Annotated in this window: 21 protein-coding genes and 1 pseudogene; 15 read left to right on the top strand and 7 right to left on the bottom strand. The window is 73.0% G+C overall.

What is annotated here, in order from left to right; all coding sequences use genetic code 11:
• Positions 1-3: 3 nt before the first annotated feature.
• The gene (locus tag FZC61_RS04285; protein ID WP_148612887.1) at positions 4-2232 is read right to left on the bottom strand and encodes a CHASE domain-containing protein; all 2229 of its coding nucleotides are present in this window, start codon (positions 2230-2232) and stop codon (positions 4-6) included.
• 142 nt (positions 2233-2374) lie between these two features.
• Here FZC61_RS04285 and FZC61_RS04280 point away from each other — a divergent pair, with 142 nt between their 5' ends.
• The 4 genes from FZC61_RS04280 to FZC61_RS04265 are packed head-to-tail and all read left to right on the top strand — an operon-like array spanning position 2375 to position 6126.
• Positions 2375-3583, top strand: a complete 1209-nt coding sequence (locus FZC61_RS04280; protein ID WP_170285976.1) for an MFS transporter — start codon at positions 2375-2377, stop codon at positions 3581-3583.
• Between the two features lie 16 nt (positions 3584-3599).
• Positions 3600-4148, top strand: a complete 549-nt coding sequence (locus FZC61_RS04275; RefSeq protein ID WP_148612883.1) for a SigE family RNA polymerase sigma factor — start codon at positions 3600-3602, stop codon at positions 4146-4148.
• Complete coding sequence (locus FZC61_RS04270; RefSeq protein ID WP_148612881.1) at positions 4145-5266, top strand: hypothetical protein; 1122 nt, start codon at positions 4145-4147, stop codon at positions 5264-5266. Before FZC61_RS04275 ends, FZC61_RS04270 begins: the two co-directional genes overlap by 4 nt.
• Before the next feature lie 59 nt (positions 5267-5325).
• Positions 5326-6126, top strand: a complete 801-nt coding sequence (locus FZC61_RS04265) for an Fpg/Nei family DNA glycosylase (protein WP_148612880.1) — start codon at positions 5326-5328, stop codon at positions 6124-6126.
• 47 nt (positions 6127-6173) lie between these two features.
• On the opposite strand, the gene FZC61_RS04260 is transcribed toward FZC61_RS04265, so the two are convergent.
• The gene (locus FZC61_RS04260) at positions 6174-6794 is read right to left on the bottom strand and encodes a trimeric intracellular cation channel family protein (protein ID WP_246142515.1); all 621 of its coding nucleotides are present in this window, start codon (positions 6792-6794) and stop codon (positions 6174-6176) included.
• A gap of 76 nt (positions 6795-6870) precedes the next feature.
• On the opposite strand from FZC61_RS04260, the gene sepH reads away from it, so the two are divergent.
• The 5 genes from sepH (at position 6871) to FZC61_RS04235 (ending at position 12889) form a co-directional block, all read left to right on the top strand.
• On the top strand, positions 6871-7917 hold the full coding sequence (gene sepH, locus FZC61_RS04255; RefSeq protein ID WP_148612876.1) for a septation protein SepH: 1047 nt from the start codon (positions 6871-6873) through the stop codon (positions 7915-7917).
• A gap of 94 nt (positions 7918-8011) precedes the next feature.
• Positions 8012-9997, top strand: coding sequence for an SDR family oxidoreductase (locus FZC61_RS04250; protein WP_148612874.1), 1986 nt, complete (start codon positions 8012-8014; stop codon positions 9995-9997).
• 192 nt (positions 9998-10189) lie between these two features.
• On the top strand, positions 10190-11089 hold the full coding sequence (locus tag FZC61_RS04245; protein ID WP_148612872.1) for a metal ABC transporter substrate-binding protein: 900 nt from the start codon (positions 10190-10192) through the stop codon (positions 11087-11089).
• Positions 11080-11871, top strand: a complete 792-nt coding sequence (locus tag FZC61_RS04240) for a metal ABC transporter ATP-binding protein (protein WP_148612869.1) — start codon at positions 11080-11082, stop codon at positions 11869-11871. The genes FZC61_RS04245 and FZC61_RS04240 overlap by 10 nt, the downstream gene beginning before the upstream one ends.
• Before the next feature lie 7 nt (positions 11872-11878).
• Positions 11879-12889: a metal ABC transporter permease gene (locus FZC61_RS04235; protein ID WP_246142514.1), complete on the top strand. Its 1011-nt coding sequence runs from the start codon at positions 11879-11881 to the stop codon at positions 12887-12889.
• A 224-nt stretch (positions 12890-13113) separates the two neighbouring features.
• Here the strand turns inward: FZC61_RS04235 and FZC61_RS04230 are convergent, their stop codons facing one another.
• Positions 13114-13878: an isoprenyl transferase gene (locus FZC61_RS04230; protein ID WP_246142513.1), complete on the bottom strand. Its 765-nt coding sequence runs from the start codon at positions 13876-13878 to the stop codon at positions 13114-13116.
• Positions 13879-14092: 214 nt separating this feature from the next.
• Between FZC61_RS04230 and FZC61_RS04225 the strand changes: the two genes are divergently transcribed.
• The 3 genes and pseudogenes from FZC61_RS04225 (at position 14093) to FZC61_RS04215 (ending at position 15834) form a co-directional block, all read left to right on the top strand.
• Complete coding sequence (locus FZC61_RS04225) at positions 14093-14470, top strand: hypothetical protein (protein WP_148612865.1); 378 nt, start codon at positions 14093-14095, stop codon at positions 14468-14470.
• Between the two features lie 21 nt (positions 14471-14491).
• A pseudogene (locus FZC61_RS04220) lies at positions 14492-15229 on the top strand (HNH endonuclease signature motif containing protein); the annotation flags it as partial.
• A gap of 80 nt (positions 15230-15309) precedes the next feature.
• Complete coding sequence (locus FZC61_RS04215) at positions 15310-15834, top strand: PGPGW domain-containing protein (protein ID WP_148612862.1); 525 nt, start codon at positions 15310-15312, stop codon at positions 15832-15834.
• A gap of 88 nt (positions 15835-15922) precedes the next feature.
• Here FZC61_RS04215 and recO read toward each other — a convergent pair whose 3' ends face one another.
• Positions 15923-16651, bottom strand: coding sequence for a DNA repair protein RecO (gene recO / locus FZC61_RS04210; RefSeq protein ID WP_148612860.1), 729 nt, complete (start codon positions 16649-16651; stop codon positions 15923-15925).
• Between the two features lie 16 nt (positions 16652-16667).
• The gene (locus tag FZC61_RS04205) at positions 16668-17534 is read right to left on the bottom strand and encodes an alpha/beta fold hydrolase (protein ID WP_148612858.1); all 867 of its coding nucleotides are present in this window, start codon (positions 17532-17534) and stop codon (positions 16668-16670) included.
• Positions 17535-17630: 96 nt separating this feature from the next.
• Between FZC61_RS04205 and FZC61_RS04200 the strand changes: the two genes are divergently transcribed.
• A complete protein-coding gene (locus tag FZC61_RS04200; protein WP_170285975.1) occupies positions 17631-20420 on the top strand; it encodes an ATP-binding protein in 2790 nt (929 codons plus the stop codon).
• Positions 20421-20430: 10 nt separating this feature from the next.
• Here FZC61_RS04200 and leuA read toward each other — a convergent pair whose 3' ends face one another.
• Positions 20431-22167, bottom strand: coding sequence for a 2-isopropylmalate synthase (leuA, locus tag FZC61_RS04195; RefSeq protein ID WP_425465806.1), 1737 nt, complete (start codon positions 22165-22167; stop codon positions 20431-20433).
• A gap of 169 nt (positions 22168-22336) precedes the next feature.
• Here leuA and FZC61_RS04190 point away from each other — a divergent pair, with 169 nt between their 5' ends.
• Entirely contained in the window at positions 22337-22834 is a 498-nt protein-coding gene (locus FZC61_RS04190; RefSeq protein ID WP_148612854.1) for a DUF6328 family protein, read from the top strand.
• Between the two features lie 81 nt (positions 22835-22915).
• On the opposite strand, the gene FZC61_RS04185 is transcribed toward FZC61_RS04190, so the two are convergent.
• Positions 22916-23590, bottom strand: coding sequence for a hypothetical protein (locus FZC61_RS04185; protein ID WP_148612852.1), 675 nt, complete (start codon positions 23588-23590; stop codon positions 22916-22918).
• Between the two features lie 147 nt (positions 23591-23737).
• On the opposite strand from FZC61_RS04185, the gene FZC61_RS04180 reads away from it, so the two are divergent.
• Entirely contained in the window at positions 23738-24220 is a 483-nt protein-coding gene (locus FZC61_RS04180; RefSeq protein WP_148612850.1) for a flavodoxin family protein, read from the top strand.
• Positions 24221-24244 lie beyond the last annotated feature (24 nt).

The following is a 24244-nucleotide window of genomic DNA, read 5'->3' as shown; positions in this document are numbered from 1 at the left end:
CCGTCATCGTAGGGAGGACGGTCCGGCCGCACTCACCCCGAGGGTGAGGTCGACCCGGTCGAGGGCCGCGGCGACGTCGGCCAGGACGAACGGCTTGGGGACCTCGTCGTCGACCGCCGCTCCGAACCCGCCGTCGCTGCCGCTGATCGAGACGATCCGCGGGCGCGGGCCGGGGTGCTGCTCACGGATGCGGCGGGCCGCCTCGGGCCCGTCGAGCCCCGGCATCCGGCGGTCGAGGAGCACGACGTCGTAGTCGGTCGCCCCGGCGGCGGCGACGGCCGCCTCGCCGTCGCCGACCACGTCGGCGTGGTGCCCGAGGATCTCGACCATGTGCGCGAGGAGCTCCCTGCTGAGGTCGTCGTCCTCGGCGACGAGCACGCGCAGCGGCTCGCGGGTCCGCGGGCCGTCGGTCGGCGCGGGGGCGGGCTCGGGCGCGGGTTCGGGCTCTGGGACCGCCGCCGGCAGCCGGACGGTGAAGCGGAAGGTCGTGCCCTCTCCCACCGTGCTGTCGACGGTGAGGGTGCCGCCCATCGCCTCGACGAGCTGCTGGGCGATGGTCAGGCCGAGGCCGGTGCCGCCGTGGGTGCGGGTGACCGACGCCGCGGCCTGCACGTAGGGCTCGAAGAGCCCGGCCAGCTGGTCGGGGGTGATGCCCGTGCCGGTGTCGCTGACCTCGAAGGCGACCAGGTCCTCGCCCTCGGGCGGCACAGGGAGGACCCGCAGCACCACGCGTCCGCCGGCGGGGGTGAACTTCACCGCGTTGCCCACCAGGTTGAGCAGCACCTGGCGCAGCCGGGCGACGTCACCGACCACCGCGCCCGGGGCGGACCGCTCCACGCTGAGGTCGAGGCCCTTGCGACCGGCCTCGGTGCCGACCAGGTCGAGCACCGTGTCCAGGCAGCGCTCGAGGTCGAACGGCTCGTGCTCGAGGACGACCCGCCCGGCCTCGGCCTTGGACAGGTCGAGGATGTCGTTGACCACGTGGAGCAGGTGCTGGCCGCTGTCGCGGATGGTCGCGGCGTACGACGCCTGGTCGGGCTGCAGCGGGGTCTCGAGCAGCACGCTGTTGGCGCCGAGCACCGCGTTGAGGGGCGTGCGGATCTCGTGGGACATCGTGGCCAGGAAGGTCGACTTGGCCAACGTCGCGGCCTGCGCGGCGGCGGTCGCCTCCCGCAACGAGGTCGACTGCCGGTCGAGCACGACCGCGACCCGTCGCCACCGCTCCGCACCGCGCGCCAGGAGGACCACGACGACGCACAGCAGCAGGCCCAGCAGCAGCACCAGCCAGGGCACGGCCGCGGCCGAGCGCGGCACGAAGCCCTCGGGGGCGACGTAGTGGACCTGCCAGGTGCCACCGGGCACGGCGACCTCGCTGGTCGAGGTGAAGGCCGCGTCCTGCGACACCGGCAAGGGGCGCGGGGACCCGTCGGGCTCCACGCCGGCCGTGGAGTGCAGCAGCGCCGCGCCCGGGCCGACGCCGTCGGAGATCTCGAAGGCGACGTCGGTGGCGCGGGCGACCTCGAGGCCCTCGGTGAAGGCCTCCGCGAGGAAGGCCGCGGTCAGCCAGCCCAGCAACCGGCCCTCGCGGACCACGGGCAGGTAGACGATGAACCCGGCCTCGTCGCTGGCGCTGCCCGAGAGCCGCAGGCGCGGGCTCGCGACCGCGTCCCCCGTCTCTGCGGCCCGCTCCATGGCCGCGCGACGAGCCGGCTCCCGCATCATGTCGACCCCGAGGACCGCGCGGTTGACGGGCACGTCGGGGGCGACGTAGAGGATCGGCGAGTGGAGCGCGGGCGTGCCGCTCGAGCCGGCCGGCGCCCGCAGCGTGTAGGGACGACCGTCGACGGTCGCGGGCGCGGTGGCGCGGACGGCGGCCACGAAGTCGTCGAGGTCCTGCGGACGCACGGCCGGGGCGTAGCTCAGCGACTTGAAGCCCGGGTAGCGCTCGTCGAGCCGCAGGGTCGCGACGTAGCGGGCCCAGTCGGCGCGCGTCACCTCGTCGGAGGCCACGAACAGCCCGAGGCCGCCGCGCAGCACCTGCACGTAGGCCGTCATCCGCTCGGTCAGGGCCGTGTCGAGGCGCTCGGTCTGCCGGTCGAAACGCGCGCGCTGCTCGCTGCCCACGGCCCGGGAGGTGAGCACGGAGGCGGCCACGGCCGCCACGACGAGCAGCACCACGAGCACGCCGAGCGCGCGCCGCACCCGGCGCGTCGACCCCATGTCGTGCGTCATCGTGTGTCGTCCGTGCGTCGGGCCGCGACGAGCGGCAGGAGGGAGCGCACCGTCGCAGCGCCCGGGAGGGAGAGGCGCCGGCACGACCGAACCCGTCGCAGCCTACGCGGGCCGGCAGGCGGCGTCCTATGCTCCGCAGAAGATGCTTGCCACCTATCGCCGCATCCTGGGTCGCCCCGGGACGGCCCTGTTCTCCGCCACCGGACTCGTGGCCCGTCTCCCCATCTCGATGGTCGGCCTCGGCATCGTGCTGCTCGTGGAGGCGGAGTCGGGCTCCTACGGTCTCGCCGGGTCGGTCTCGGGCGTGGCGCTGCTGGCCCAGGCGGCCTGCGCGGTGCCCCAGGCGCGGTTGATCGACCGGCTCGGCCAGTCACGGGTGCTGCCGGTGGCCGTCACCGTCTGGGGCGCCGCCCTGGCGGCCCTGATGTGGTCGGTCCAGTCCGGGTGGCCCCTCGCGGCGACGTACGTCGTCGCGGCGGTCGCCGGGGCCTCGCTGCCCTCGGTCGGGTCGTGCGTGCGGTCGCGGTGGGCCCACGCGCTCGAGGACGCCGACGAGCTGCAGACCGCCTTCGCGCTCGAGGCGGTGGCCGACGAGGCCGTCTTCATGACCGGGCCGATCGTGGTGACGCTGCTGGCGACCGCCGTGCACCCGGTGGCGGGGTTGGCGACGGCGCTGGTGGCGGGGGTCGGCGGCACCCTGACCCTCAGCACGCAACGCGCCACCGAGCCGCCGGCGCACCCGCCGCTGGCCGACCGCCGCGACCGGGCGCGGATGCCGTGGGCGACGGTGCTGCCGCTGACCCTGGGGTCGCTGGCCCTCGGCACCCTGTTCGGCGCCGCCGAGGTCACCACCGTGGCCTTCACCGAGGAGCGCGGGCAGCGGGCCCTGGCCGGTGTGCTGCTGGCCCTGTGGGCGGCCGGCAGCCTGATCGCGGGCTTCCTCACCGGCGCGGTCACCTGGCGACGTACGGTGCTGGCGCGGCTGCGCCTGGGTGCCGCGGGGATGTCGGTGGCCATGGTGCCGCTCGTGCTCATCGAGCAGGTCTGGGTGATGGGCGTGGTGCTCTTCGTCGCCGGCTTCGCCATCGCCCCCACCCTCATCGCGACCATGTCGCTGGCCGAGCAGAGCGTGCCGGCGTCGCGACTGACCGAGGGCATGGCGTTCGTGCAGACCGGTCTGGTCGCCGGGGTCGCCCCCGGCGCCGCCCTCGCCGGGATCGTCGTCGACGCAGCGGGCGCCTCACCGGCCTACCTCGTGTCGGTCGGGGGCGGCGTGCTCGCGCTGGTCGCGGCGCTCGCGGTGCGCACGGGCTCGTCCACGCGCGACGCCCCGAACCTTTCCCGCGCCTGAGCGCGTCTGGGTGGGCATGAGACCTTCTCGGGACGGCGGTGCCGCCGCCTTCGACGACTTCGTCCTCGCCCGGTCCGCGGCCCTGCACCGGGCGGCGTACCTGATGGTCGGCGAGCAGGCGCTCGCCCAGGACCTGGTGCAGGAGGCGCTGGTCAAGACCTACGCCGCCTGGCCCCGGATCCGCGACCGCAGCAGGGCGGAGGCCTACTGCCGCAAGGCCATCACGACGACGGCCATCTCGTGGTTCCGGCGACGCCGGTGGACCCACGAGCGCACCGTCGAGACGATGCCCGAGCCACCGCCCGCCGACCGCGCCGACCCGGCGAGCAGCGTCACGCAGAGCCAGTGGCTGTGGGAGGCGCTGCAGTCGCTGCCGGTGCGCCAGCGCGTCAGCATCGTGCTGCGCTACTACGAGGACCTCACCGAGGCCCAGACCGCCGAGGCCATGGGCTGCGCGGTCGGCACCGTGAAGTCCCAGGTCTCCGCCGGCATCGCGCGGCTGCGCGACGTGCTCGGCGACGACGACCCCGACCTGCTCCCCTCGACGATGGTGGTGACCCGATGACCGACACGCTCAAGGCCCTGATGGACGAGCGCGCGAGCGCGCCCGACTTCGCCCGGCCCGACCTGGACGTCGTCCGCGCGGCCGGCACGCGGCGCCGGCGCCGTCGGCGTGCCGTCAACGCCGGTGGCGCGCTGGCGGGGACCGCGGCGGTCACGGCCCTGGTGGTGGGCCTGACCACCGGTGGTGGGGTCGTGGACGCCGGCCCCGACGTCGCCACCGACGTCCCCTCTCAGCCGCAGCCCCTGGGCCCCTCGTGGGCCGTGGGCACGACGATCCACGACGGCGACCGGGAGATCCAGGTCGGTCACCCGGTGCGCGCCTACGTGCGCACCAGCCTCGGGTTCGTCACGGTGGACGACCGCGGGCGGGTCTGGTCGGTGGTCGACGCAGGCGAGGAGCAGGTCGGCACGGTCGACGACGCCGAGTTCCCCCGCGTGGAGTCCGACCCGTCCTCGTCGCTGGTCGCCTGGGTCGGGTCGCAGGGCGCGCGACGTGACCCGGTCGCGGTCGTGCACGACCAGGCCGACGGCACCACGACGACCTACGGGCTGACCCCGGTGCCCCGCGGGCGCCCCTCCGACGGCACGGACCCGACGGAGGTCATCGCCCTCGCCGACGGGGTCCTCTACGTGCGTGACGACACCCGGGCCATCGCCATCGACCTCGCCAGCGGCGACCGCAGCGTCGTCGACGACGCCGTGACCTTCGAGTCCGGTCCGGTCGACGCGGCGGCCGGCCGGGTGGCCTTCGTCGACACGACCGGTCCCACGTTCTCGGTGGGGCGCACGCGGTCCACCGCGGGCCCGTCGTATGCGGTGAGCGGCTACGACGGCTCCCTGTCGCCCGACGCCGGGTTCGTCGCCTTCACCGAGGACGACGGCGGGGTCTACGACACCGCGACGGGCACGGCCGTCGACCTGGGGCTGACCGGGTTCTTCGAGCCCGTGGAGTGGTGGGACGCCACGACGCTGGCGCTCGTCGCGGAGTCGGCACCAGGCAGCGGGGTCGGGGTGCTTCTGCGCTGCGACGTGGTGGCGGCCTCCTGCCGGACCGTCGCGCAGCTCGGAACCTTCGACGAGCTCGGCGACGACTTCGTGGCCCCGACCGGCTCGAGCTGACCGGACCGACCCTCACCGGGGTGAGCAGCACCGGTGCCTGTCTGGTCGAAGATCGAGCGGTGCCCGAGCTGCCCGAGGTCGAGACCGCCCGCGCCGCGATCCAGCGGGCCGCGCTGCACCGCACGATCATCGACGTCGACGACCGCGACACCTACGTCTGCCGCCCGCACTCCCCCGGCGAGATCCGTGAGGCCCTGGTCGGGCGCCAGCTGTCCGCGGCACACCGGCGCGGCAAGTCGATGTGGGTGACGACGTCGCGGTCCGGCCCGTCGCTCGGGCTGCACCTCGGGATGGCGGGGCGGATCTTCGTGACCGAGGCCGACGGCACCGTGGTGGAGGGCGGCGACCCGGTACGCCGCGGCGGCGGCGAGCGCAAGCCCGAGTGGGACCGGTTCACGATCACCTTCGAGGGCGGGGCGGCGCTCCGGCTCTTCGACAAGCGCCGGCTGTCGCGGGCCGTGCTCGACCCCGAGATCGACCGGCTCGGTCCCGACGCCGCCGAGGTGCCGCTGGCCGTCTTCGGCGAGCGCATGTCGCGCGGCACCGCGCCGGTCAAGGCCCGGTTGCTCGACCAGTCGGTGGTCGCCGGGGTCGGCAACCTGCTGGCCGACCAGACGCTGTGGCAGGCCCGCCTCGACCCGCGGCGCCGGGTCGACACCCTGGACGCCGACGACCTCGCCGGCCTGCACCGGGCGCTGCGCAGCGCGACCCGCGCAGCCATCCGGCACGGCGGCGTCCACACCGGTGAGGTGATCGCGCACCGTCGGCGCGGCGGGCACTGCCCGCGCTGCGGCGCCGAGATGAGTCGCGGCACCGTCGGCGGGCGCACGACCTGGTGGTGCTCGGTCGAACAGGTCTGACGCTGACCGATCGGCCGGCGGGCCGGTCGGCCGGTCGGCCGGCCGGCTCAGACGCTCGCCGCCCCGGTCGGCAGCGGTGCCTGCCAGCCACGCCACAGCGCGAGCAGCCGCCAGACCAGGCAGACGAGCGCACCGGCCACGGCCACCCCCACCAGGGGCAGGTCGAGACGTGAGCCGGCCACGGCGACCGCCGCACCGGCCAGGGCCGGGGTCGCGTAGAGGTCGCCACGCAGGACGACGGGCACGCGACCGGCCAGGACGTCGCGGACCATGCCGCCGCCGATGCCGGTGACCATGCCCATCAACGCGGCCGGGACCGGACCGAGGCCGTAGTCCAGCGCCTTGAGGGCGCCGGACACGCAGAACAGCGACAACCCGAAGGCGTCGAAGACCGCGACCTGGCGCTCCATGCGGCCGACCGCGCCGTGGAAGGCGAAGGTCACCAGGCCGGCCGCCACCGGCACGGTCAGGTAGCGCCAGTCGGCCAGCGCCGCAGGCGGCGTGGCCCCGATCAGGACGTCGCGCAGGAACCCGCCGCCGAGACCGGTCGTGCCGGCGAGCACCAGCACGCCGAACACGTCGAGGTCCTTGCGGACCGCCACCAAGGCGCCGGAGATCGCGAAGACGAAGATCCCGACGAGGTCGAGCGTCACGAGGGTGCCGGGCACCACGCGAGCCTAGGGCGCGCCGTACCGTCAACGCCCCACCGCTGGCGTAGTGTCGACCGGAACGAGGCAGCAGGAGATGGGACACGAGATGGAGCGGGCCGAGCAGGTCAGGGCGCACGACGGGCCCGACGTGGTCGACGCGTCGACCCCGGCGTCTCCCGCGTCCGCCGGGTCCCCGCAGCGACCCCCGCACGAGGTGCCGCTGACCCTGGCCGGGGTGAGCGACGACCGTGCGCGCCTGCTGCTCGCCGACGACCGCGGCGGCACCTTCACCCTCGCCGTCACCCCCAGCCTTCGCGCCGCGCTGCGCGGCGATGCCTCACGCCTCGGCCAGTTGGAGATCCCCATGCAGAGTGTCCTGCGTCCCAAAGACATCCAGGCCCGCATCCGCGCCGGCGAGAGCGCCGAGGCCGTGGCCCAGGCCGCCCAGACCAGCGTCGACAAGATCATGGCCTTCGTCGCCCCGGTGCTGGCCGAGCGCCAGCACGTCGCCGAGCGCGCCCAGCGCTCCAACGTGCGCCGCCCCGCCGGAGAGTCCGCCCCCGCCGGCGGCCGCACCCTGGGCGAGGCCGTCGAGACCCACCTGCGCTCGCTCAACGTAGACCCCGACGGCGTCGAGTGGGACGCCTGGCGCCGCGAGGACGGCCGCTGGACCCTCACCGCGGGCTACGCCCTGCCGGTGCGTACCGGCACCGCCCACTTCACCTTCGACGTGCCCGGCAACTACGTGGCCCTCGACGACGCCGACGCCCGGTGGCTGGTCGGCGAGGCCGTCGCCTCCCCGGCTCCGGCCCGCGACGACCTGCAGTCGGTGCGCGAGCGACGGCTGACCTCGATCCCCCAGGACGAGCTGCCGCTGGGCGACGACGCCATCGAGCTGGTCTCCGACCACGCCGACGCGCCCGTCGACGTGCCTGACGACGTGCCCGTCGACGTGCTCCTTGACGACTCCCCCGCCCCTGCCGACCCCGTCTCGCGGGTCGAGGTGGAGGTCGAAGCCGAGGCCGAGGCCGCGCCGAGCGAGCCCGAGGAGGCACCGGTACGCCGTTCGGTGCAGAAGAAGAAGGGCCGGGCGTCGGTGCCCAGCTGGGACGAGATCATGTTCGGGCCCGGCAGCGACTGACCACGTTGCCCCCGGGAGTATCCGCGCGCACGTGACCGGCGGTGCACCGCACGAGACACTCCGTGACGGCGCTGCGGACCAGTAAGGTGCGCGCATGTCCTACTTCGTGACCGGCGCCACAGGGTTCATCGGCCGACACCTCGTCCAGGAGCTCGTCGACCACCGCGAGGGCGACATCTTCGTCCTGTGCCGGGCCGGGTCGATGGGCCGCCTCGAGACCCTGATGCGCCGCTGGGGCTCGAGTCGTGTCGTCCCCGTGATCGGCGACCTGTCCGAGGAGCGGCTCGGCGTCGACGAGGAGTGGGTCGCCGCGCACCGCGGACAGGTCGACCACGTGTTCCACCTGGCCGCGATCTACGACATGACCGCCGACGACGCCACCAACCAGGTGATGAACGTCGGTGGCACCCGCAACGCCGTCGAGCTCGCCGGGGCGCTGGAGGCCGGCTGCTTCCACCAGGTGTCGTCGGTCGCCGCCGCGGGTGACTACCACGGCCGCTTCGACGAGACCATGTTCGACGAGGGGCAGGTCCTGCCCTCGCCCTACCACCGCACCAAGTACGAGTCCGAGAAGATCGTGCGCGAGGAGAGCACCGTGCCGTGGCGGGTCTACCGGCCCGCGATCGTCGTCGGACACTCCGAGACCGGCGCGATGGACAAGGTCGACGGCCCCTACTACTTCTTCCCGGTCATGAAGATGCTGCGCGACCGGCTCCCCTCGTGGCTGCCCCTGGTCGGTGTCGAGCTGGGTGAGACCAACGTCGTCCCGGTCGACTACGTCGCCAAGGCGATGGACCACCTCGCCCACCTGCCCGGGCGCGACGGTGAGGCCTTCCACCTGGTCAACCCCGAGCCGCAGTCGACGGTCGAGATGATCAACCTGTTCTGCAAGGCCGCCGGTGCTCCGCAGTTCGCGACCCCGACGTCGCGGCTGCCGGTCCCCTCGCCGTTGCGGGCCGCCAACCTCATCAACGCCGTGGTCAAGACCCGGGCCGCCCAGTTCGCGCTCGACCAGACGCTGGGTCGCGTCGGCATCCCCGCCGAGGTCGTGGCCCACACCGGCTTCACCGCCGTCTTCGACTCCGCGCTCACCGAGCAGGCCCTGGCCGGGTCGGGCATCGCCGTCCCCGACCTGGAGAGCTACGCCCGGTCGCTGTGGGGCTACTGGGAGGAGCACCTCGACGAGTCGACCGGCAAGGACCCCCGGGTCCGCTCCGCCCTGTCCGGCAAGCACGTCCTGATCACCGGCGCCTCCTCGGGCATCGGTCAGGTCGTCGCGCTCAAGGTCGCCCAGGCCGGCGGCATCCCGGTACTCGTCGCCCGCGGCAAGGACAAGCTCGAGGAGACCAAGTCGGTCATCGAGATGCGCGGCGGCACCGCCCACGTGTTCCCGTGCGACCTGTCCGACCTCGAGGCGATCGACCGGCTGTGCGAGCAGGTGGTCGCCGAGCTGCCGACGATCGACTTCGTCATCAACAACGCCGGTCGCTCGATCCGGCGCTCGCTGCGCCTGAGCCACGACCGGTTCCACGACTTCGAGCGCACCATGCAGCTCAACTACTTCGGCGCGATCCGACTGGTCATGGGCCTGATCCCCGCGATGGAGGCCCAGAAGTCCGGCCACATCGTCAACATCTCCTCGATCGGCGTGCAGACCAACCCGCCGCGCTTCTCGGCGTACGTCGCGTCCAAGTCGGCGCTGGACTCGTGGAGCAACGTCGTGGCCTCCGAGGTGGTCGGCAACGGCATCACCTTCACCAACATCCACATGCCGCTCGTGCGGACGCCGATGATCGCGCCGACCAAGCTCTACGACAAGTTCCCCACGATCTCGCCGGCCCAGGCCGCCGACACGGTGATCACCGCCATGGTCGACCGGCCCCACGAGATCAACACCCCGCTCGGCAACGCCGGCGCCATCGCCCACACCGTCGCCCCCAAGCTGGCCTTCCGGATCCTCAACATGGCCTACCACGTGTTCCCCGACTCGGCCGCGGCCAAGGGTCAGGTCGGCACCGGGGGCACCCGCGAGAGCGAGCAGATCATGCTCGCCAAGGTCTTCAAGGGCATTCACTGGTGACACCCACCGTCGTGCCCGAGCTTGCGAGGTCACGTCGTTGGTTGTCACCAACCCGTGAATGGGGTTGAGGAGGCGGAGGCAGGGCCGCTCGCGGCACTGCCTGCGCCGTCTCGAAACCACCGCAGCGCCGGGCCGACCGCAGGTGGGACCCGAAGTTGACAATCATTCTCATCAACACTGAGAATCATTCTCATGCGACGCACTCTCGGCCTCCTCGTGTGCACCCTCGCCCTCTCCGGCTGCAGCGCGTTCGACGACGACACGGCAGGCCTGCAGGTGGCGGCGGCGTTCTACCCGCTGCAGTACGTCGCCGAGCGGGTCGCCGGTGACCTGGCGACCGTCGACAACCTCACGACGCCCGGCACCGAGCCGCACGACCTCGAGCTGACCATCCGCGAGACGGCGGAGATCGCCCAGGCCGACCTGGTCATCCACGAGAAGGGCCTGCAACCGGCCGTCGACGACGCCGTGGCGCAGAACGCCGGCGGCGACGTCATCGACGCGGCCGCGGTCGTGGGTCTCGAGCCGTTCACCGACGGCCACGCCGAGGACGACGGGCACGACCACGAGGACGACCTCGACCCGCACTTCTGGCTCGACCCGCTGCGGATGGCCGACCTCGGCGACGCGGTGGCCGACTCCCTCAGCGAGATCGACCCGGAGCACGCCGAGGTGTTCGCGGCCAACGCCGCCGACCTGCGCGACGACCTCGACGCCTTGGACCGGGCCCTGACGCAGGGGCTCGCCGACTGCGACCGGGACACGATCGTGGTCTCGCACGACGCCTTCGGCTACCTCGGGCGGTACGGTCTCGTGGTGGCACCCGTAGCCGGGCTCACCCCGGACGCCGAACCCACCCCTGCGGACCTGGCCGACCTGCAGCAGCTGATCGACGACGACGGCATCACGACCGTCTTCTCCGAGCGCCTGGCCAGCCCCCGACTGACCGAGAGCCTCGCCGACGACATGGGCATCACCACCGCCGTCCTCGACCCGATCGAGGGTCTGTCCGCCGACGACAGCGACGCCGACTACCTCAGCCTCATGCGCGACAACCTCGCCGCCCTGCGGAAGGCCAACGGATGTCGCTGACACACACCGAGACCTGCCCAATCCGGCTCACCGACGGTGCCGTCGCCATCGCCGGGCGGCCCGTGCTGCGCGGCATCGAGCTCGTCGTCGGGACCGGTGAGTTCGTCGCCCTCCTCGGCGCCAACGGCTCGGGCAAGTCGACCCTCGTGCGCGCCCTGACCGGTCTGCGCCCGCTGACCCGCGGCGAGCTGCTGCTCTTCGGGACCCCGCTCGACTCCTTCGACCAGTGGGAGCGGATCGGCTTCGTCCCCCAGCGCAGCGGCGCCGCGTCCGGCGTCCCCGCCTCCGTCCGCGAGGTCGTCAGCTCCGGACGGCTGTCACGCCGCCGCCTGCTGCGCCCCCTCGGCGCGGCCGACCGGCGCGCTGTCGACGACGCCATCGCGCTGGTGGGTCTCGCCGACCGCGCCGGTGACGGCGTGGGCACCCTGTCGGGGGGCCAGCAGCAGCGCGTGCTGATCGCACGGGCGTTGGCCGGCGCCCCCGAGCTGTTCTTCCTCGACGAGCCCACCGCCGGCGTCGACCTGCACCACCAGCAAGTCCTCGCCGACGCGCTCGGCGCGCTGAAGGCCCGCGGGTCGACCGTGGTCCTGGTCGCCCACGAGCTCGGTCCGCTCGCGCCGCTGGTCGACCGTGCCGTCGTGATGCAGGACGGCCGGATCGCCTACGACGGCCCTCCGGTCGCCGCACCCGAGACCGACGACCACCACCACCCGGCGCCCGGCGACGTACGCCGTCGCGACCACGTCCCCCACGTATCCGCCCCCCTCGAGCGCGACAGGTGAGCACCCCGTGAGCCCCGCCGAGCTGTTCAGCCTGCCGTTCATGCAGCGCGCCCTCCTGGCCGCGCTGTTCACCGGCGTCGCCGCCCCCGCCGTCGGCACCTACCTGGTGCAGCGGCGCCTGGCCCTGATGGGCGACGGCATCGGCCACGTCGCCGTCACCGGCGTCGCGATCGGGCTGCTGACCGGCTGGTCGCCGACCTGGACCGCCGTCGTCGTCGCGACCCTCGGTGCCGTCGCGATCGAGCTGATCCGCGAGCGCGGCCACACCAACGGCGACGTCGCCCTGGCCCTGCTGTTCTACGGCGGCCTCGCCGGCGGTGTCCTGGTCACCGGGCTCGGCAACCAGAGCGCCGCCAAGCTGCAGCAGTACCTCTTCGGCTCGATCACCACCATCTCCGCCGGCGACGTGGTCGTCACGCTGGTGCTCGCCGCGATCGTGATCGGCGTCTGCGTCGGACTCTCGCCCCAGCTCTTCGCCGTCGCGCAGGACCCCGAGTTCGCCCGGGTCGCCGGGCTGCGGGTCCGCGGCTACAACCTGCTCGTCGCGGTGCTGGCCGCGGTCAGCGTCACCGTCGCCATGCGCACCGTCGGCCTGCTGCTCGTCTCGGCCCTCATGGTCGTGCCCGTGGCGACCTCCCAGCAGCTGTCCCGCTCGTTCCGTACGACGCTCGGCGCCGCGATGCTGCTCGGGGCGCTGGCCTCGGTGGGCGGACTCGTGATCGCCGCCTTCGCGTCCTACCGGGCCACCGTCGCGCCGGGCCCCACCATCGTGCTGCTCTCGCTGCTCGGCTTCCTGGTCACCTGGCCCGTCGGGGTCTGGCTCCGACACCGGGCCCGACTGCGCACCCCCTTCGCCGACGAGCCGCTGGGCCACGAGGTCAGCCACGACCACGGCCCCCACCGCCACGCCCACGGCCCCGACTGCGGCCACGTCGCCGTGCCCCACGACGACCACGTCGACTACGTCCACGACGGCCACCGGCACGCCCCGCACGACACCCACTACGACGAGCACTAGTTGCTCTTTGTCCCGGGCCGGCTGCTCGGGCCGGCACGGCGGCAGCCGTCCCGTGACGTGCGCCGTGTGGTCGCCTTCTCATGCGGCCCGGGCGCCCAGCGTGCCTACCCCTCGGTGGTCGAGGACGTGCGCCCCACCCCACGGTGGTTGAGGAGGTCGCCCGCGACCGTCTCGAAACCACCCGACCGCCACCGGCGCACCCACGCCGACCGACCGTCGTACGGTCAGGCCCTGCCGTAGCGACGGTCGCGCTCGGCGTAGATCTCGATGGCGCGCCACAGGGCGAGGCGGTCGACGTCGGGCCACAGGATGTCGGTGAAGACCATCTCGGCGTACGCCGCCTGCCACAGCACGAAGTTGGACAGCCGCTGCTCACCGGACGTGCGCCACACCAGGTCGGCGTTGGCCTGCTCGGGCACGTAGAGGTGCTTGGCGAAGGTCTTCTCGTCGACCTTGTCGGGGTTGAGGCGACCCGCGGCGACCTCGCGGGCGATCGACCGTGCCGCGTCGGCGAGCTCGGCGCGGCCGCCGTAGTTGACGCACATGGTCAGGGTCAGCACGTCGTTGTCGCGGGTGAGCTCCTCGGCGACCTGCAGCTCGGTGATCACCGACTTCCACAGTCGCGGCGCCCGGCCGGCCCAGCGCACGCGCACCCCGAGCTCGTGCATCTCGTCGCGCCGGCGCCGGATGACGTCACGGTTGAAGCCCATGAGGAACCTGACCTCGTCGGGCGAGCGGGTCCAGTTCTCGGTCGAGAAGGCGTAGGCCGACACCGCCTTGACCCCGATCTCGATCGCACCCTCCACGACGTCGAACAGCGACGCCTCCCCCGCCTCGTGACCGCGGGTGCGCGGCAGGCCGCGCTGCTGCGCCCACCGCCCGTTGCCGTCCATCACGATCGCGACGTGCTGGGGCACGAGCTCCTTCGGGATCGCCGGCGGCCGCGCGCCCGACGGGTGCGGCGTGGGGGGACGGACAGCGCGCTTCACGGCTCCCACCCTAGGCAACGCCCACCGCGAGAGGGACCGCACACGCGGCGGCGGCCCGACCCGGCCTCCGCCAGGCTCGTTCCCGGCGGGGATCCACGTGGACATGACCAGGAGTCATCCACAGCCACGGATGCTCGGCTGGTTGTCCACAACCCCCGTGGTTGAGCGGGAAACTCGTCCCGGGACTGTCGGTGGCAGGTGCTGGGATGGGGTCATGGCCGAGCACACCGACACCACCACGACACCCCGATCGGGTCACCCGATCGAGGCGCTGCTGGCCACGGGGCTCGACGACCTGAAGGGTCTCGCTGACGTGCCGACCTGGTCGATGGACGCCGCCACCACCACCCGGGTCGTGGCGCTGGCGGCGCGCGTTGCTGCAGGGGTGGCTGAGGTCGAGGCCCGCGCGATCAGCCAGGCATCAGTCCTGGACCTGCCCGGTGCGGCGCAATGCCGTGACACCGCCCGGTGGATCCAACGCACCACCGGGGTCACCCGACGCACCGCACGCGCCAAGGTCAAGCTCGCCGAAGCATGCACGGACCTCGAACCGACGCGGGCGGCGACCGCACGAGGCCACCGGCGGCTGTGACGCCGACGCCCTCGCCGGACCGGGCTCGGGCAGGCGATCTGGGAACGTCTCGACCCCACCGGCTACGAAGCCCGCGAAGCCAAGGCCCTCGAAGCCCAAGAGGACAGGGCCCGCGCCAGGACCACGCTGTCGATGGCCAACGCCGGCGACGGGCTGACCCACGGCCGGTTCGCCATCCCCACCGCCATCGCCGACGCCTTCCGCACACAGCTCCACGCCCTCGCCGCCCCCAAGCACGTACGCGCAGCCCAGGGCGCCGGGGCTTATGACTGGAAGACCCCGTCGGCCGAGCGGATGGGCCACGCGTTCATCGAATGGATCGGCGGCTACGACCCGACCTGCTTGCCGAAGGTCGGGGGCCTGTCCGCGACCGTCGTCGTCATCGGCGACTACGAGATCCTCCAGGGCAAGGCCAAGGCCGCGACCCTGGAGACCGGCACCAGGATCAGCCACACCGAGTACCTCCGGATGGCCTGCGACGCCGGTGTGATCCCGGCGTGGATGAACGCCAACGGTGAGGTCCTCGCCCTGGGCCGCACCTGCCGGTTCCACACCCCCGCCCAACGGTTGGCCGCGATCATCGAGCAACGCCACTGCCAACACCACTCAGGCTGCACCGTCCCCGGCTACCTGTGCCACGCCCACCACCAAATCCCCTGGGCCCAAGGCGGCGGCACCGACCTGCGCACCACCCAGCTGCTGTGCCCCTACCACCACGCACGCGCCCACGACACCAGCACCGATCCCATGCAGACCTGAGGGCAGGCCCCCCGCTGCCGGACCGGCAGCGTCGGACTCGTGACGGGAATAGATGGAGTCGGTCTCCGCTTGCTGGCGGTGTGAGCTGCACCCTCGCCCCCCAGGCCACGCCCGGCGATCTCCTCCACGACGACGGCGCGCCGCCCAGGGAGCGTCGACGCCCGTGGCTGCGCGACCTCCTCGGGCGCGCGGCGGGGTGGACGGTCGTCGTGGTCGGGATCGTCCTGATGCCGTTGCCCGGCCCCGGCACCCTGGTCGTGGTCGCCGGACTGCGGATCCTGGTTCCTTACCACCCGTGGGCCGCCGCGAGCTACGACCGGGTGCGTGACCGGGCAGTGGCCGCCGCTCGCGCGGGAGTGGCGACCAGGACCCGGGTCGCGGTGTCGCTCCTCGGTGTCCTGTGGGTCGCCGCGCTCTCGGGCACGTACCTGCTCGACCTCTCGATCCCTCGTACGACGGTGGCTGGCCTGACCGTCGGACCCTCGCTGCCGTTCCACAGCACCGCCACGGCCGTCGGGCTGCTCGTGTCGGGCCTGGCCTCGGCCGCAGCCACCGGCTACAGCATCGCGCGGCTGCGCCCGCTGCCCGTGACCGACGCGACCTGAGGCCCCCTGACCGAGCGCTCCGCTCGGCGACCGCACGGTGATCCAGGCCGCGACGCGACGAGGTCCCGGCCACGCCGTCGGCTCGACGTCAGCGCTGGACGTGCTCCCACGAGCGCAGCTGTCGCTCGAGGTGCCAGGTGAGGAAGGCGGCGACCAGCGTGCTCGCCTCGCGCAGGGTGCGGTCGGTGGCCGCGTGGACGGCGTCCCAGTCGCCGGCGAGCAGCGCGCCGAGGACCAGGAAGGTCTCGGGCGCCGGGGAGGCGGAGCCGGGGATCCGGCAGGTCACGCAGAGGGCACCGCCCATCGAGGGGTTGAACCAACGGTGCGGGCCCTCGATGCCGCAGTGGGCGCAGTGGGTGAAGGTCGGGGCGTAGCCGGCGACCGACAGCGAGCGCAGGATGTAGGAGTCGAGCACCTGCAGGGGCCGCCGGTCGGGCGCCGACAGGGCGCGCAGGCCACCGACGAGCAGCAGGAACTGCTGCAGCGACGGCTCCTTCTCCTCGGTGACCAGGCGCTCGGCGGTCTCGAGCATCGCGGTGCCGGAGGTGTAGCGGTCGTAGTCGTGACCCATCTGGGCGTGGAACAGCGAGCGGGTCTCGGCCTGGGTGACGATGTCGAGGTTGCGCCCCTCGGCGAGCTGGAGGTCGACGTGGGTGAAGGGCTCCAGGCGCGAGCCGAACTTCGACGTCGTACGCCGCACCCCCTTGGCGACCGCACGGACCCGGCCGTGGTGGCGGGTCAGCAGGGTGATGATGCGGTCGGCCTCGCCCAGCTTGTGGGTGCGCAGCACGACCGCCTCGTCGCGGTAGAGAGGCACCTCCCGATCATCCCACTCAGGCGGTCGTGCCCCGCGTACGCCGCGCACGCGCCGGCTGCTTCCAGCAGGCGAGCGCGAACTCGACGGCGGCCCGGTCGAGCCGGGCCGGCCAGAACCGCCACTCGAGGATGCTGTGGGCGCGCACGAAGGTGGCGTGCGGCATCTCCGAGGCGAGCATCGCCGCGTCGGCCGCGGGGTGGATCGGGTCGGAGGGGTGCCCGACGACCAGCGCGGGCATGGTCATCGCGCGGCGCTCCTTCGACGCCGGGGCGACCCGGCCGAAGAACAGGCCGTGGACGACCGCGGCCATCGAGTCGGCCCGCTGGTTGCAGGTGTCGAGCACGATGCCGGCCCAGAAGGGCACGAGCCCCCGCGGCACGACCTTGGTCACGCGACGCAGGCCGTTGACGGTGAACGGCGCGAACCGCGCGACGAACAGCAGCGGCGCGAACGCGACGATGCCGGCCTCGAGGGCGTTGTCGAGCACCGGCATCTCGAGCAGCAGACCACGGACCCGCTCGGGCGCGATCGCCGCGACCTCGAGGGAGACGTTGGCCCCCAGCGACGTGCCGCCGATGACCGCTTGTGCGGCCCCGAGGTGGTCGAGCAGGGCCACGACCTGCTCGCCGAACGCCGTCATCGAGTAGACCAGCGGGTCGGCGGGCCGGTCGGAGCGTCCGTGGCCCAACAGGTCGAGGGCCACGACGTGCAGTCCCTCGGCCGCCAGCGCTCGCGCGAGCAGCTGGTGCATGCGCCGTGGCATCAGCTGCCCGTGCAGCAGGACCACCCACGCGTCGCCCGAGCCGTACTCGGTGTACTCGAGGCGGTCGCGGCCCGACCCGCTCTCGAGGAAGAACTGCCCGATGCGCTCGGAGACCAACATGACCTCGAGGCTACCGGCTGCGATCGGTCTGGACCGCTGCGTGTCGCCCGCCACGATGTGCCGCGATCGGAGCACCGCGTGGTCGAGAATCAGCGGGTGGACTGGGCATCCGCGACCGTGATCCGGCGCGCACTGGCGCTGCTCGTGGCGATCGGGGCCGTCGACGCCGTCCTGCTGCTCGGGTTCGGACCCGGGTCGGCGTTCACCTCGTGGTGGAGCAGCGTCGGTCTTTGCGTCGCCCTCGTGGCGGTGACACCGCGCCGTTCCTGGCCCGTGGCGCTGCTGGGGATCGTCGTGGTGGCGGGTGCCGTCAGGCTGGCCTTCGGAGCCTCACCAGGCACGGCGTCGGCCATCGCCGCCGCCCACGCGGTGCAGGCGCTCCTGGGCGGCGCCGCCCTCACGCGCCTGGGACGGGTGCCGGGCCGGCTGGCGAACCTGCGTGACCTGGTGGCGTTGCTCGCGGCCGCGACCACGTGTGGCACCGTCGCGCTGGCCGAGCCCTTCCTGCGGGGCTTCCCCGCCGACCCCACGGCCGCCACGCTGGCCGAGGTGGCGGCGCAGCACGCGGTGTCGACGGTCCTGCTGTGCGCGCTGGTGCTCCTGGTCCACCGGGCCAGGGTCGGGTCGCAGGCACTGCCCGAGCTGGTCCTGCAGGTGCTGGCCCTGATGACAGTGACCGCCGTGGTGTTCTCGCCGGGGCAGGCGGTCCCGCTGCTCTTCACCCCGCTGCCCCTGCTGGTGTGGGCGTGCCTGCGCTTCGACCCCGGGGTCGTCGCGCTCGAGCTGCTCGGCTTCGCGCTCGCCGCGACCCTGGCGACCTCGCAGGGCTACGGGCCCGTCCCCGCAGCCCGACTGGACGACGGTGGGACCGGCGCGGTGGTCCTCGTGCTCGTCCTGGCGGCGGCCCTCATGACGTTGCCGCTCGCCCTGACCGTGCAGCACCGGCGGCACCTGCTCGACAAGGCCTCCGCCGACGAGCACCTGTTCCGTCGCACGTTCACGGAGTCGCCGCTGGGCATGGTCCTGCTCCGCGAGGGGTCCGGCGACCTGCTGGTCGACGAGGTCAACGACGCGGGCTGCACCACCCTCGGGGCGTCGTACGACGAGCTCGTCGGCGCCCGCCTCGTCGACGTGCTCGACGCGCTCGACGGCCTCGACGGCCTCGACGGTCTGGCGGGCCTGCGGGACGGCGACGCCGACGCGTGGCACGGCCACGCCGCGGCGGTCCGTCGCCCCGGCAGCAGGATCGAGGTCGCGGTCGCCTCGATCGACCGGCGCGACGGCTCGCGGATCCTCTCGGCCCAGCTGTTCGACGTCACGCAGGAGCACGACGTGCTGCGCCGGCTCGTGGACGCCCACAGGCTCAACGACGCCACGCTCGAGACGACCGCCTGCATCGTCCTGGTCACCGACGCCCACGGCACCGTGATCCGTGCCAACGCGGCGACCAGCGACCTCACGGGGTTCAGCGAGGCCGACCTCCTCGGTCGCGACCTGTGGGACCTCACGCTCGCCCCGCTGTCGCGCCACGAGACCGAGGCCATGTTCGTGTGGCCCAACCGCTCGGGCTTCCCCATCGTCTCCGAGCGGGTCGGCCGACGGGCCGACGGCCAGCCGGTGCGCGTCGTGTGGAACAGCAACGTGGTGCGCGACGAGCACGGCATGCCGTCGTACGCCGTCCTCACCGGCATCGACGTCACCACCGAGCGCAGCATGACCGGGCTGATGTCGCACCTGCTCTCCGCCTCGATCGCGACCGCCCTGCTGGGTGTCGACGGCTCGGGCCGCATCACGCTGGCCAACACGGGGGCCGCGCAGATGCTCGGCCGGTCGGTCGACGACCTCGAGGGGAGCCCCTTCGTCGACCTCTTCGACCGGGGTCAGCTGCACGCCCGCACCGGGGCGACGGGCGACCGCGACGCGTTCATGTGCCTGGTGGGCATGATCGGCGACCGTGACGAGTCGCCGGCGCAGGACTGGACCTGGCGCACCCGACGCGGCCACGAGCGGATCGTCTCGATGACGTTGAGCGTCACCGACGACCTCGGTGCGGGTCGGGTGGGCTTCCTGTGCGTCGGTCGCGACGTGACCGAGCAGCGCGAGGGACAGGCGACCCTGGTCGCCGCGCTCGAGAAGGAGCGCACCGCCGTCGAGCAGCTGCGCACGCTCGACCGGGCCAAGGACGAGTTCGTCTCGACAGTCTCCCACGAGCTGCGCACCCCGGTCACGAGCATCATCGGCTACACCGAGATGCTGCGCGACGGGAGCATCACCGCCCCGTCGCCCGACCAGGTGCCCGTGCTCGAGACGATCGCGCGCAACAGCCAGCGCCTGGTGGCGATCTGCAACGACCTGCTGCTGCTCAGCGGGTTCGAGTCACCCGCGAGCGTGGGGGTCCGCACCCGCGTCGACCTGCGCGCCTGCCTCGCGGCGGCCCACGACCCGAGGGCGCTCCCCCAGGACGGGCAGGGCCTGAGGATCGACGTCGACCCCGGGACGACCCCGCTGGAGGTCACCGGCGACCAGGCCCAGCTCGACCGGCTCGTCGCCAACCTGCTCAGCAACGCGGTCAAGTTCACGCCCGTCGGCGGCCGGGTCGACGTCGTGCTCGGCCGCGACGGGTCACGCGCCGTGCTCACCGTGCGCGACACCGGCATCGGGATCCCCGAGAGCGACCACGAAGCGGTCTTCCAGCGGTTCTACCGCAGCGAGGAGGCCCAGAGTCGCGCGATCCCCGGCACCGGGCTCGGGCTGGCCATCGTGGCCGCCATCGTCGCGGCCCACGAGGGCGAGATCGCGATGGAGTCGGAGCCGGGTCGCGGCACCACCTTCCGGGTCTGCTTCCCCCTCGCCGCCCAGCGCGCGCCGGCGCGGGCCGGCCACTGACCTAGCTGGGTCACCCCACCCGGTTGACGGCGCTGAGCACCGCCTTGAGCGACGCGGTGACGATGTTGGCGTCCAGCCCCACACCCCACACGACCTGGTCGCCGACCGCGCACTCGACGTACGCCGCGGCGATCGCGTCACCGCCGGCGCTCAGCGCGTGCTCGCTGTAGTCGAGCACCCGGACGTCGTAGCCCTGCGGCAGCCCGTTGAGCGCGTCGCAGAACGCCGACAGCGGCCCGTTGCCGACACCCTCCAGGGTGCGCAGCTCGCCGTCGACGTGGACGCCGACCGTGAGCGCGTCCTTCTCGCCGGCCGCCGAGCTGGTGTGGACGGAGTCGAGCGAGAGGGGGGTGGTGCGGTCGAGGTACTCGGCGCGGAACGCGGCCCAGATCTCGTCGGGGGTGACCTCGCCGCCCTCGGTGTCGGTGCGCTGCTGGATCACGCGGCTGAACTCGATCTGCGCGCGCCGCGGCAGGTCGAGCTTGTGCTCGGTCTTGAGGATGTAGGCGACCCCGCCCTTGCCCGACTGGCTGTTGACGCGGATGACGGCCTCGTAGGAGCGGCCCACGTCCTTGGGGTCGATCGGGAGGTAGGGCACCGCCCACGGGTGCTCGTCGACGCTGTGGCCCGCGGCGGCCGCGTCGCGCTCGAGCGCCTCGAACCCCTTCTTGATGGCGTCCTGGTGGCTGCCGGAGAAGGCGGTGTAGACGAGGTCACCGCCGTAGGGGTGGCGCTCGTGCACGGGCAGCTGGTTGCAGTACTCGACGGTGCGCCGGATCTCGTCGATGTCGGAGAAGTCGATCTCGGGGTCGATGCCCTGCGTGAGCAGGTTGAGCCCCAGCGTCACCAGGCACACGTTGCCGGTGCGCTCGCCGTTGCCGAACAGGCAGCCCTCGATCCGGTCGGCGCCGGCCAGGTAGCCGAGCTCGGCCGCCGCGACCGCGGTGCCGCGGTCGTTGTGCGGGTGCAGCGAGAGCACGACGTGCTCGCGGTGGCGCAGGTGGCGGTCCATCCACTCGATGGAGTCGGCGTAGACGTTGGGCGTCGCCATCTCGACGGTCGCCGGCAGGTTGATGATGACCGGCTTGTCGGCGGTGGGACCGAAGACGTCGAGCACCTCGTTGCAGACCCGGACGGCGAACTCGAGCTCGGTGCCCGTGTAGGACTCGGGGCTGTACTCGTAGAAGACCTCGGTCTCGGGCACGCCCTCCTCGTACTTCTTGCACAGCCGCGCGCCCTGGACGGCGATGTCGGCGATGCCGTCCTCGTCGAGCCCGAAGACGACGCGACGCTGCAGGGTCGAGGTCGAGTTGTAGAGGTGGACGATGGCCTGCTTGGCCCCCCGGATCGCCTCGTAGGTGCGCTCGATGAGCTCCTCGCGGGCCTGGGTCAGCACCTGGATGACGACGTCGTCGGGGATCAGGTCCTCGTCGATGAGCTGGCGCACGAAGTCGAAGTCGGTCTGGCTCGCGCTGGGGAAGCCGACCTCGATCTCCTTGTAGCCCATCTGCACCAGGAGCTTGAACATCGTCAGCTTGCGCGCCGGCGACATCGGGTCGATCAGGGCCTGGTTGCCGTCGCGCAGGTCGACCGCGCACCAGCGCGGGGCCTTCTCGATGCGCTTGGCCGGCCAGGTGCGGTCGACCAGGTCGACGGGGATGAACGGCTCGTAGCGCTGGTGCGGCATGCCGCTGCTGCGCTGCGCGCCCGTGTGGTGGACGCCGGGCTGGGGACGGGTGCTGGTCACGATCTTCTCCTGCAAGGTGGCTGGGCGGTTCGCCGGCGCAGCACGCTCTCCGCAGCGAGGAGGTCGGCGGTTCAGACCTCGCTGCGGCGGCTAAGGAGGAGGGGACGCGGCATCATGACTCCTCCACCATAGCCCGCCTGCGGGAGCACGAGGGGGCTAACGTGCCCGGATGGTGGACGACAGCCCGAGCGACAGCCCGCACGACAGCCCCGGCGACAGGCGCGAGAGTCCTGAGGACCGGCTGACCCGCAACTGGAACGAGCTGCTCCAGGAGCTGCGCGTGACGCAGACCGGCGCGCAGATCACGGCCGGGTTCCTGCTGACGGTGCCGTTCTCCGACCGGTACGCTGACCTCACCGACGGCCAGGTGCGGTGGTACCTCGCCGTGCTGTGCGGGGCGGTCCTGTCGACCGGGTTCGTCGTGGCCCCGGTGGCGTTCCACCGGCTGCTCTTCCACCACCACCAACGTCGGTGGATCGTCGCGGCGGCCGACAAGGCCGCCCGGGCCGGGTTGACGATGCTCGCGCTCACCAGCGCCGGCGTCCTCGGCCTGGTCTTCGACGTCACCGTCGGCACCGGCGCTGCCGTCGCGGCGAGCGGCGTCGCCCTGCTGTTCTTCAGCCTGCTGTGGCTCGCGCTGCCCGCCGTACGCCTGGAGGAGGGCTGAACGACCTGTGGCCCGCGACGTGCGTCGCGGGCCACAGGGTGGGTGCCCCCGCCCGTGCGGGCGGGGGGACCGGGGTCTGGATCAGGAAGCGGCCGGGATGTTGGCCGTGATCTTGGCGACGCCGATCTTGGTGCTGCCGCTGAGGGCGTCGACACCGAAGGTGCTGTTGAGCAGGTCGGCCGCGCCGTCGGTCAGGAAGACGCCGGAGCCCTCGAGGACGGCCTTGCCGTCGTTGAAGGTCGGGGTCATCAGGGTGCGGCCGTCGAGGCGCAGGATCGGGATGCTGGTGGCGACGACCTTCTTGTCGAGGGCCACGTCGCCGTAGACCAGCGAGACGGTGGGGTCGACGTTGAAGTTGCCGACGACGACGGTCTTGCCACCGGCGGTCAGCGACAGCCCCGAGCCCTCGTGCTGGACCTGGCCGACGACGTAGCGCGGCACGGCGTCCTTCTCGAACACGGTCACGTTGCCGCCGGTGATCGGGAAGATGATCGAGCCGTCGGTGATCTTGGCGGTACCGAAGGTGCCGGGCACGACGCCGAGGCCGTCGAGGGCCTCGAGGGTGCCGGCGTCGAGCTTGACGGCGGTGGTGCCACCGTCGGTGCTCAGGTCGCCGATCATCGCGATGGCCTCGGGCTTGCCGCCCGCGCTGTCCTCGTCCTCGCTGCCGCACGCCGCGAGCGGCAGGGCGAGCAGGGCGAGGCCGGCGATCGCGGCGAGGGTCTTCTTGGTGCGGTTGCGGGGCGTGGAGTTCATGGCGAACTCCTCTCACGTTCGGAGGGAGGGGACGTGCAGTGTTCGTCGACGACCCCCCGGGGGATTGGACCAGGGAGGAATCACCCCGCCGGTGCGACGCAGGCCACACCCCGGGGCCGCCCCTCAGGACCGCACTACCCTGCGCTGGTGCCCCGCCTGCTGGTCGTCCACCACTCCCCCACCTCGCTGGTCCGGTCGTTGACCGACGCGGTGCTTGCCGGCACGCGCGACGACGCGATCGAGCGGGTGGAGGTCGTGGTGCGGCCCGCCCTCGACGCCACGGCCGCCGACGTGCTGGCCGCGGACGGCTACCTGCTCGGCACGCCCGCCAACTTCGGCTACATGAGCGGTGCTCTCAAGCACTTCTTCGACACGGTCTTCCTCGAGGTGGGCGGCGCCCTGGACGCCGACGGCTCGGGGACGGCGACAGCGGCCGGCAGGAAGCCCTACGGGTTGTGGGTGCACGGCCGCTACGACACGACCGGCGCGGTGCGCAGCGTGCAGTCGATCGTCGCGGCCCTGCCGTGGGCGCAGGCGGCGCCGGTGCTCGAGGTGCTCGGCGAGGTGGGCGACCGGGAGCGCGAGCAGGCCTACGAGCTCGGCGGCACCCTGGCCGCGCTCCTGGCCTGACCCGCGCGGGGGCGTGTCGGTGCG

This window comes from Nocardioides rubriscoriae (assembly GCF_008087085.1).
Classification (GTDB): Bacteria; Actinomycetota; Actinomycetes; order Propionibacteriales; family Nocardioidaceae; genus Nocardioides; species Nocardioides rubriscoriae.
Note: the sequence above shows the minus strand (reverse complement) of the source record. Positions and strands in the feature narration are given on the sequence as shown.

Bases quoted from the DNA above. Each gene is read 5' to 3' on its own strand.
- FZC61_RS04285 (WP_148612887.1), bottom strand. From the start codon at position 2,232: ATGACGCACGACATGGGGTCGACGCGCCGGGTGCGGCGCGCGCTCGGC.
- FZC61_RS04280 (WP_170285976.1), top strand. From the start codon at position 2,375: ATGCTTGCCACCTATCGCCGCATCCTGGGTCGCCCCGGGACGGCCCTG.
- FZC61_RS04275 (WP_148612883.1), top strand. From the start codon at position 3,600: ATGAGACCTTCTCGGGACGGCGGTGCCGCCGCCTTCGACGACTTCGTC.
- FZC61_RS04270 (WP_148612881.1), top strand. From the start codon at position 4,145: ATGACCGACACGCTCAAGGCCCTGATGGACGAGCGCGCGAGCGCGCCC.
- sepH (WP_148612876.1), top strand. From the start codon at position 6,871: ATGGGACACGAGATGGAGCGGGCCGAGCAGGTCAGGGCGCACGACGGG.
- FZC61_RS04250 (WP_148612874.1), top strand. From the start codon at position 8,012: ATGTCCTACTTCGTGACCGGCGCCACAGGGTTCATCGGCCGACACCTC.
- FZC61_RS04245 (WP_148612872.1), top strand. From the start codon at position 10,190: ATGCGACGCACTCTCGGCCTCCTCGTGTGCACCCTCGCCCTCTCCGGC.
- FZC61_RS04240 (WP_148612869.1), top strand. From the start codon at position 11,080: ATGTCGCTGACACACACCGAGACCTGCCCAATCCGGCTCACCGACGGT.
- FZC61_RS04225 (WP_148612865.1), top strand. From the start codon at position 14,093: ATGGCCGAGCACACCGACACCACCACGACACCCCGATCGGGTCACCCG.
- FZC61_RS04205 (WP_148612858.1), bottom strand. From the start codon at position 17,534: ATGTTGGTCTCCGAGCGCATCGGGCAGTTCTTCCTCGAGAGCGGGTCG.
- FZC61_RS04190 (WP_148612854.1), top strand. From the start codon at position 22,337: ATGGTGGACGACAGCCCGAGCGACAGCCCGCACGACAGCCCCGGCGAC.
- FZC61_RS04185 (WP_148612852.1), bottom strand. From the start codon at position 23,590: ATGAACTCCACGCCCCGCAACCGCACCAAGAAGACCCTCGCCGCGATC.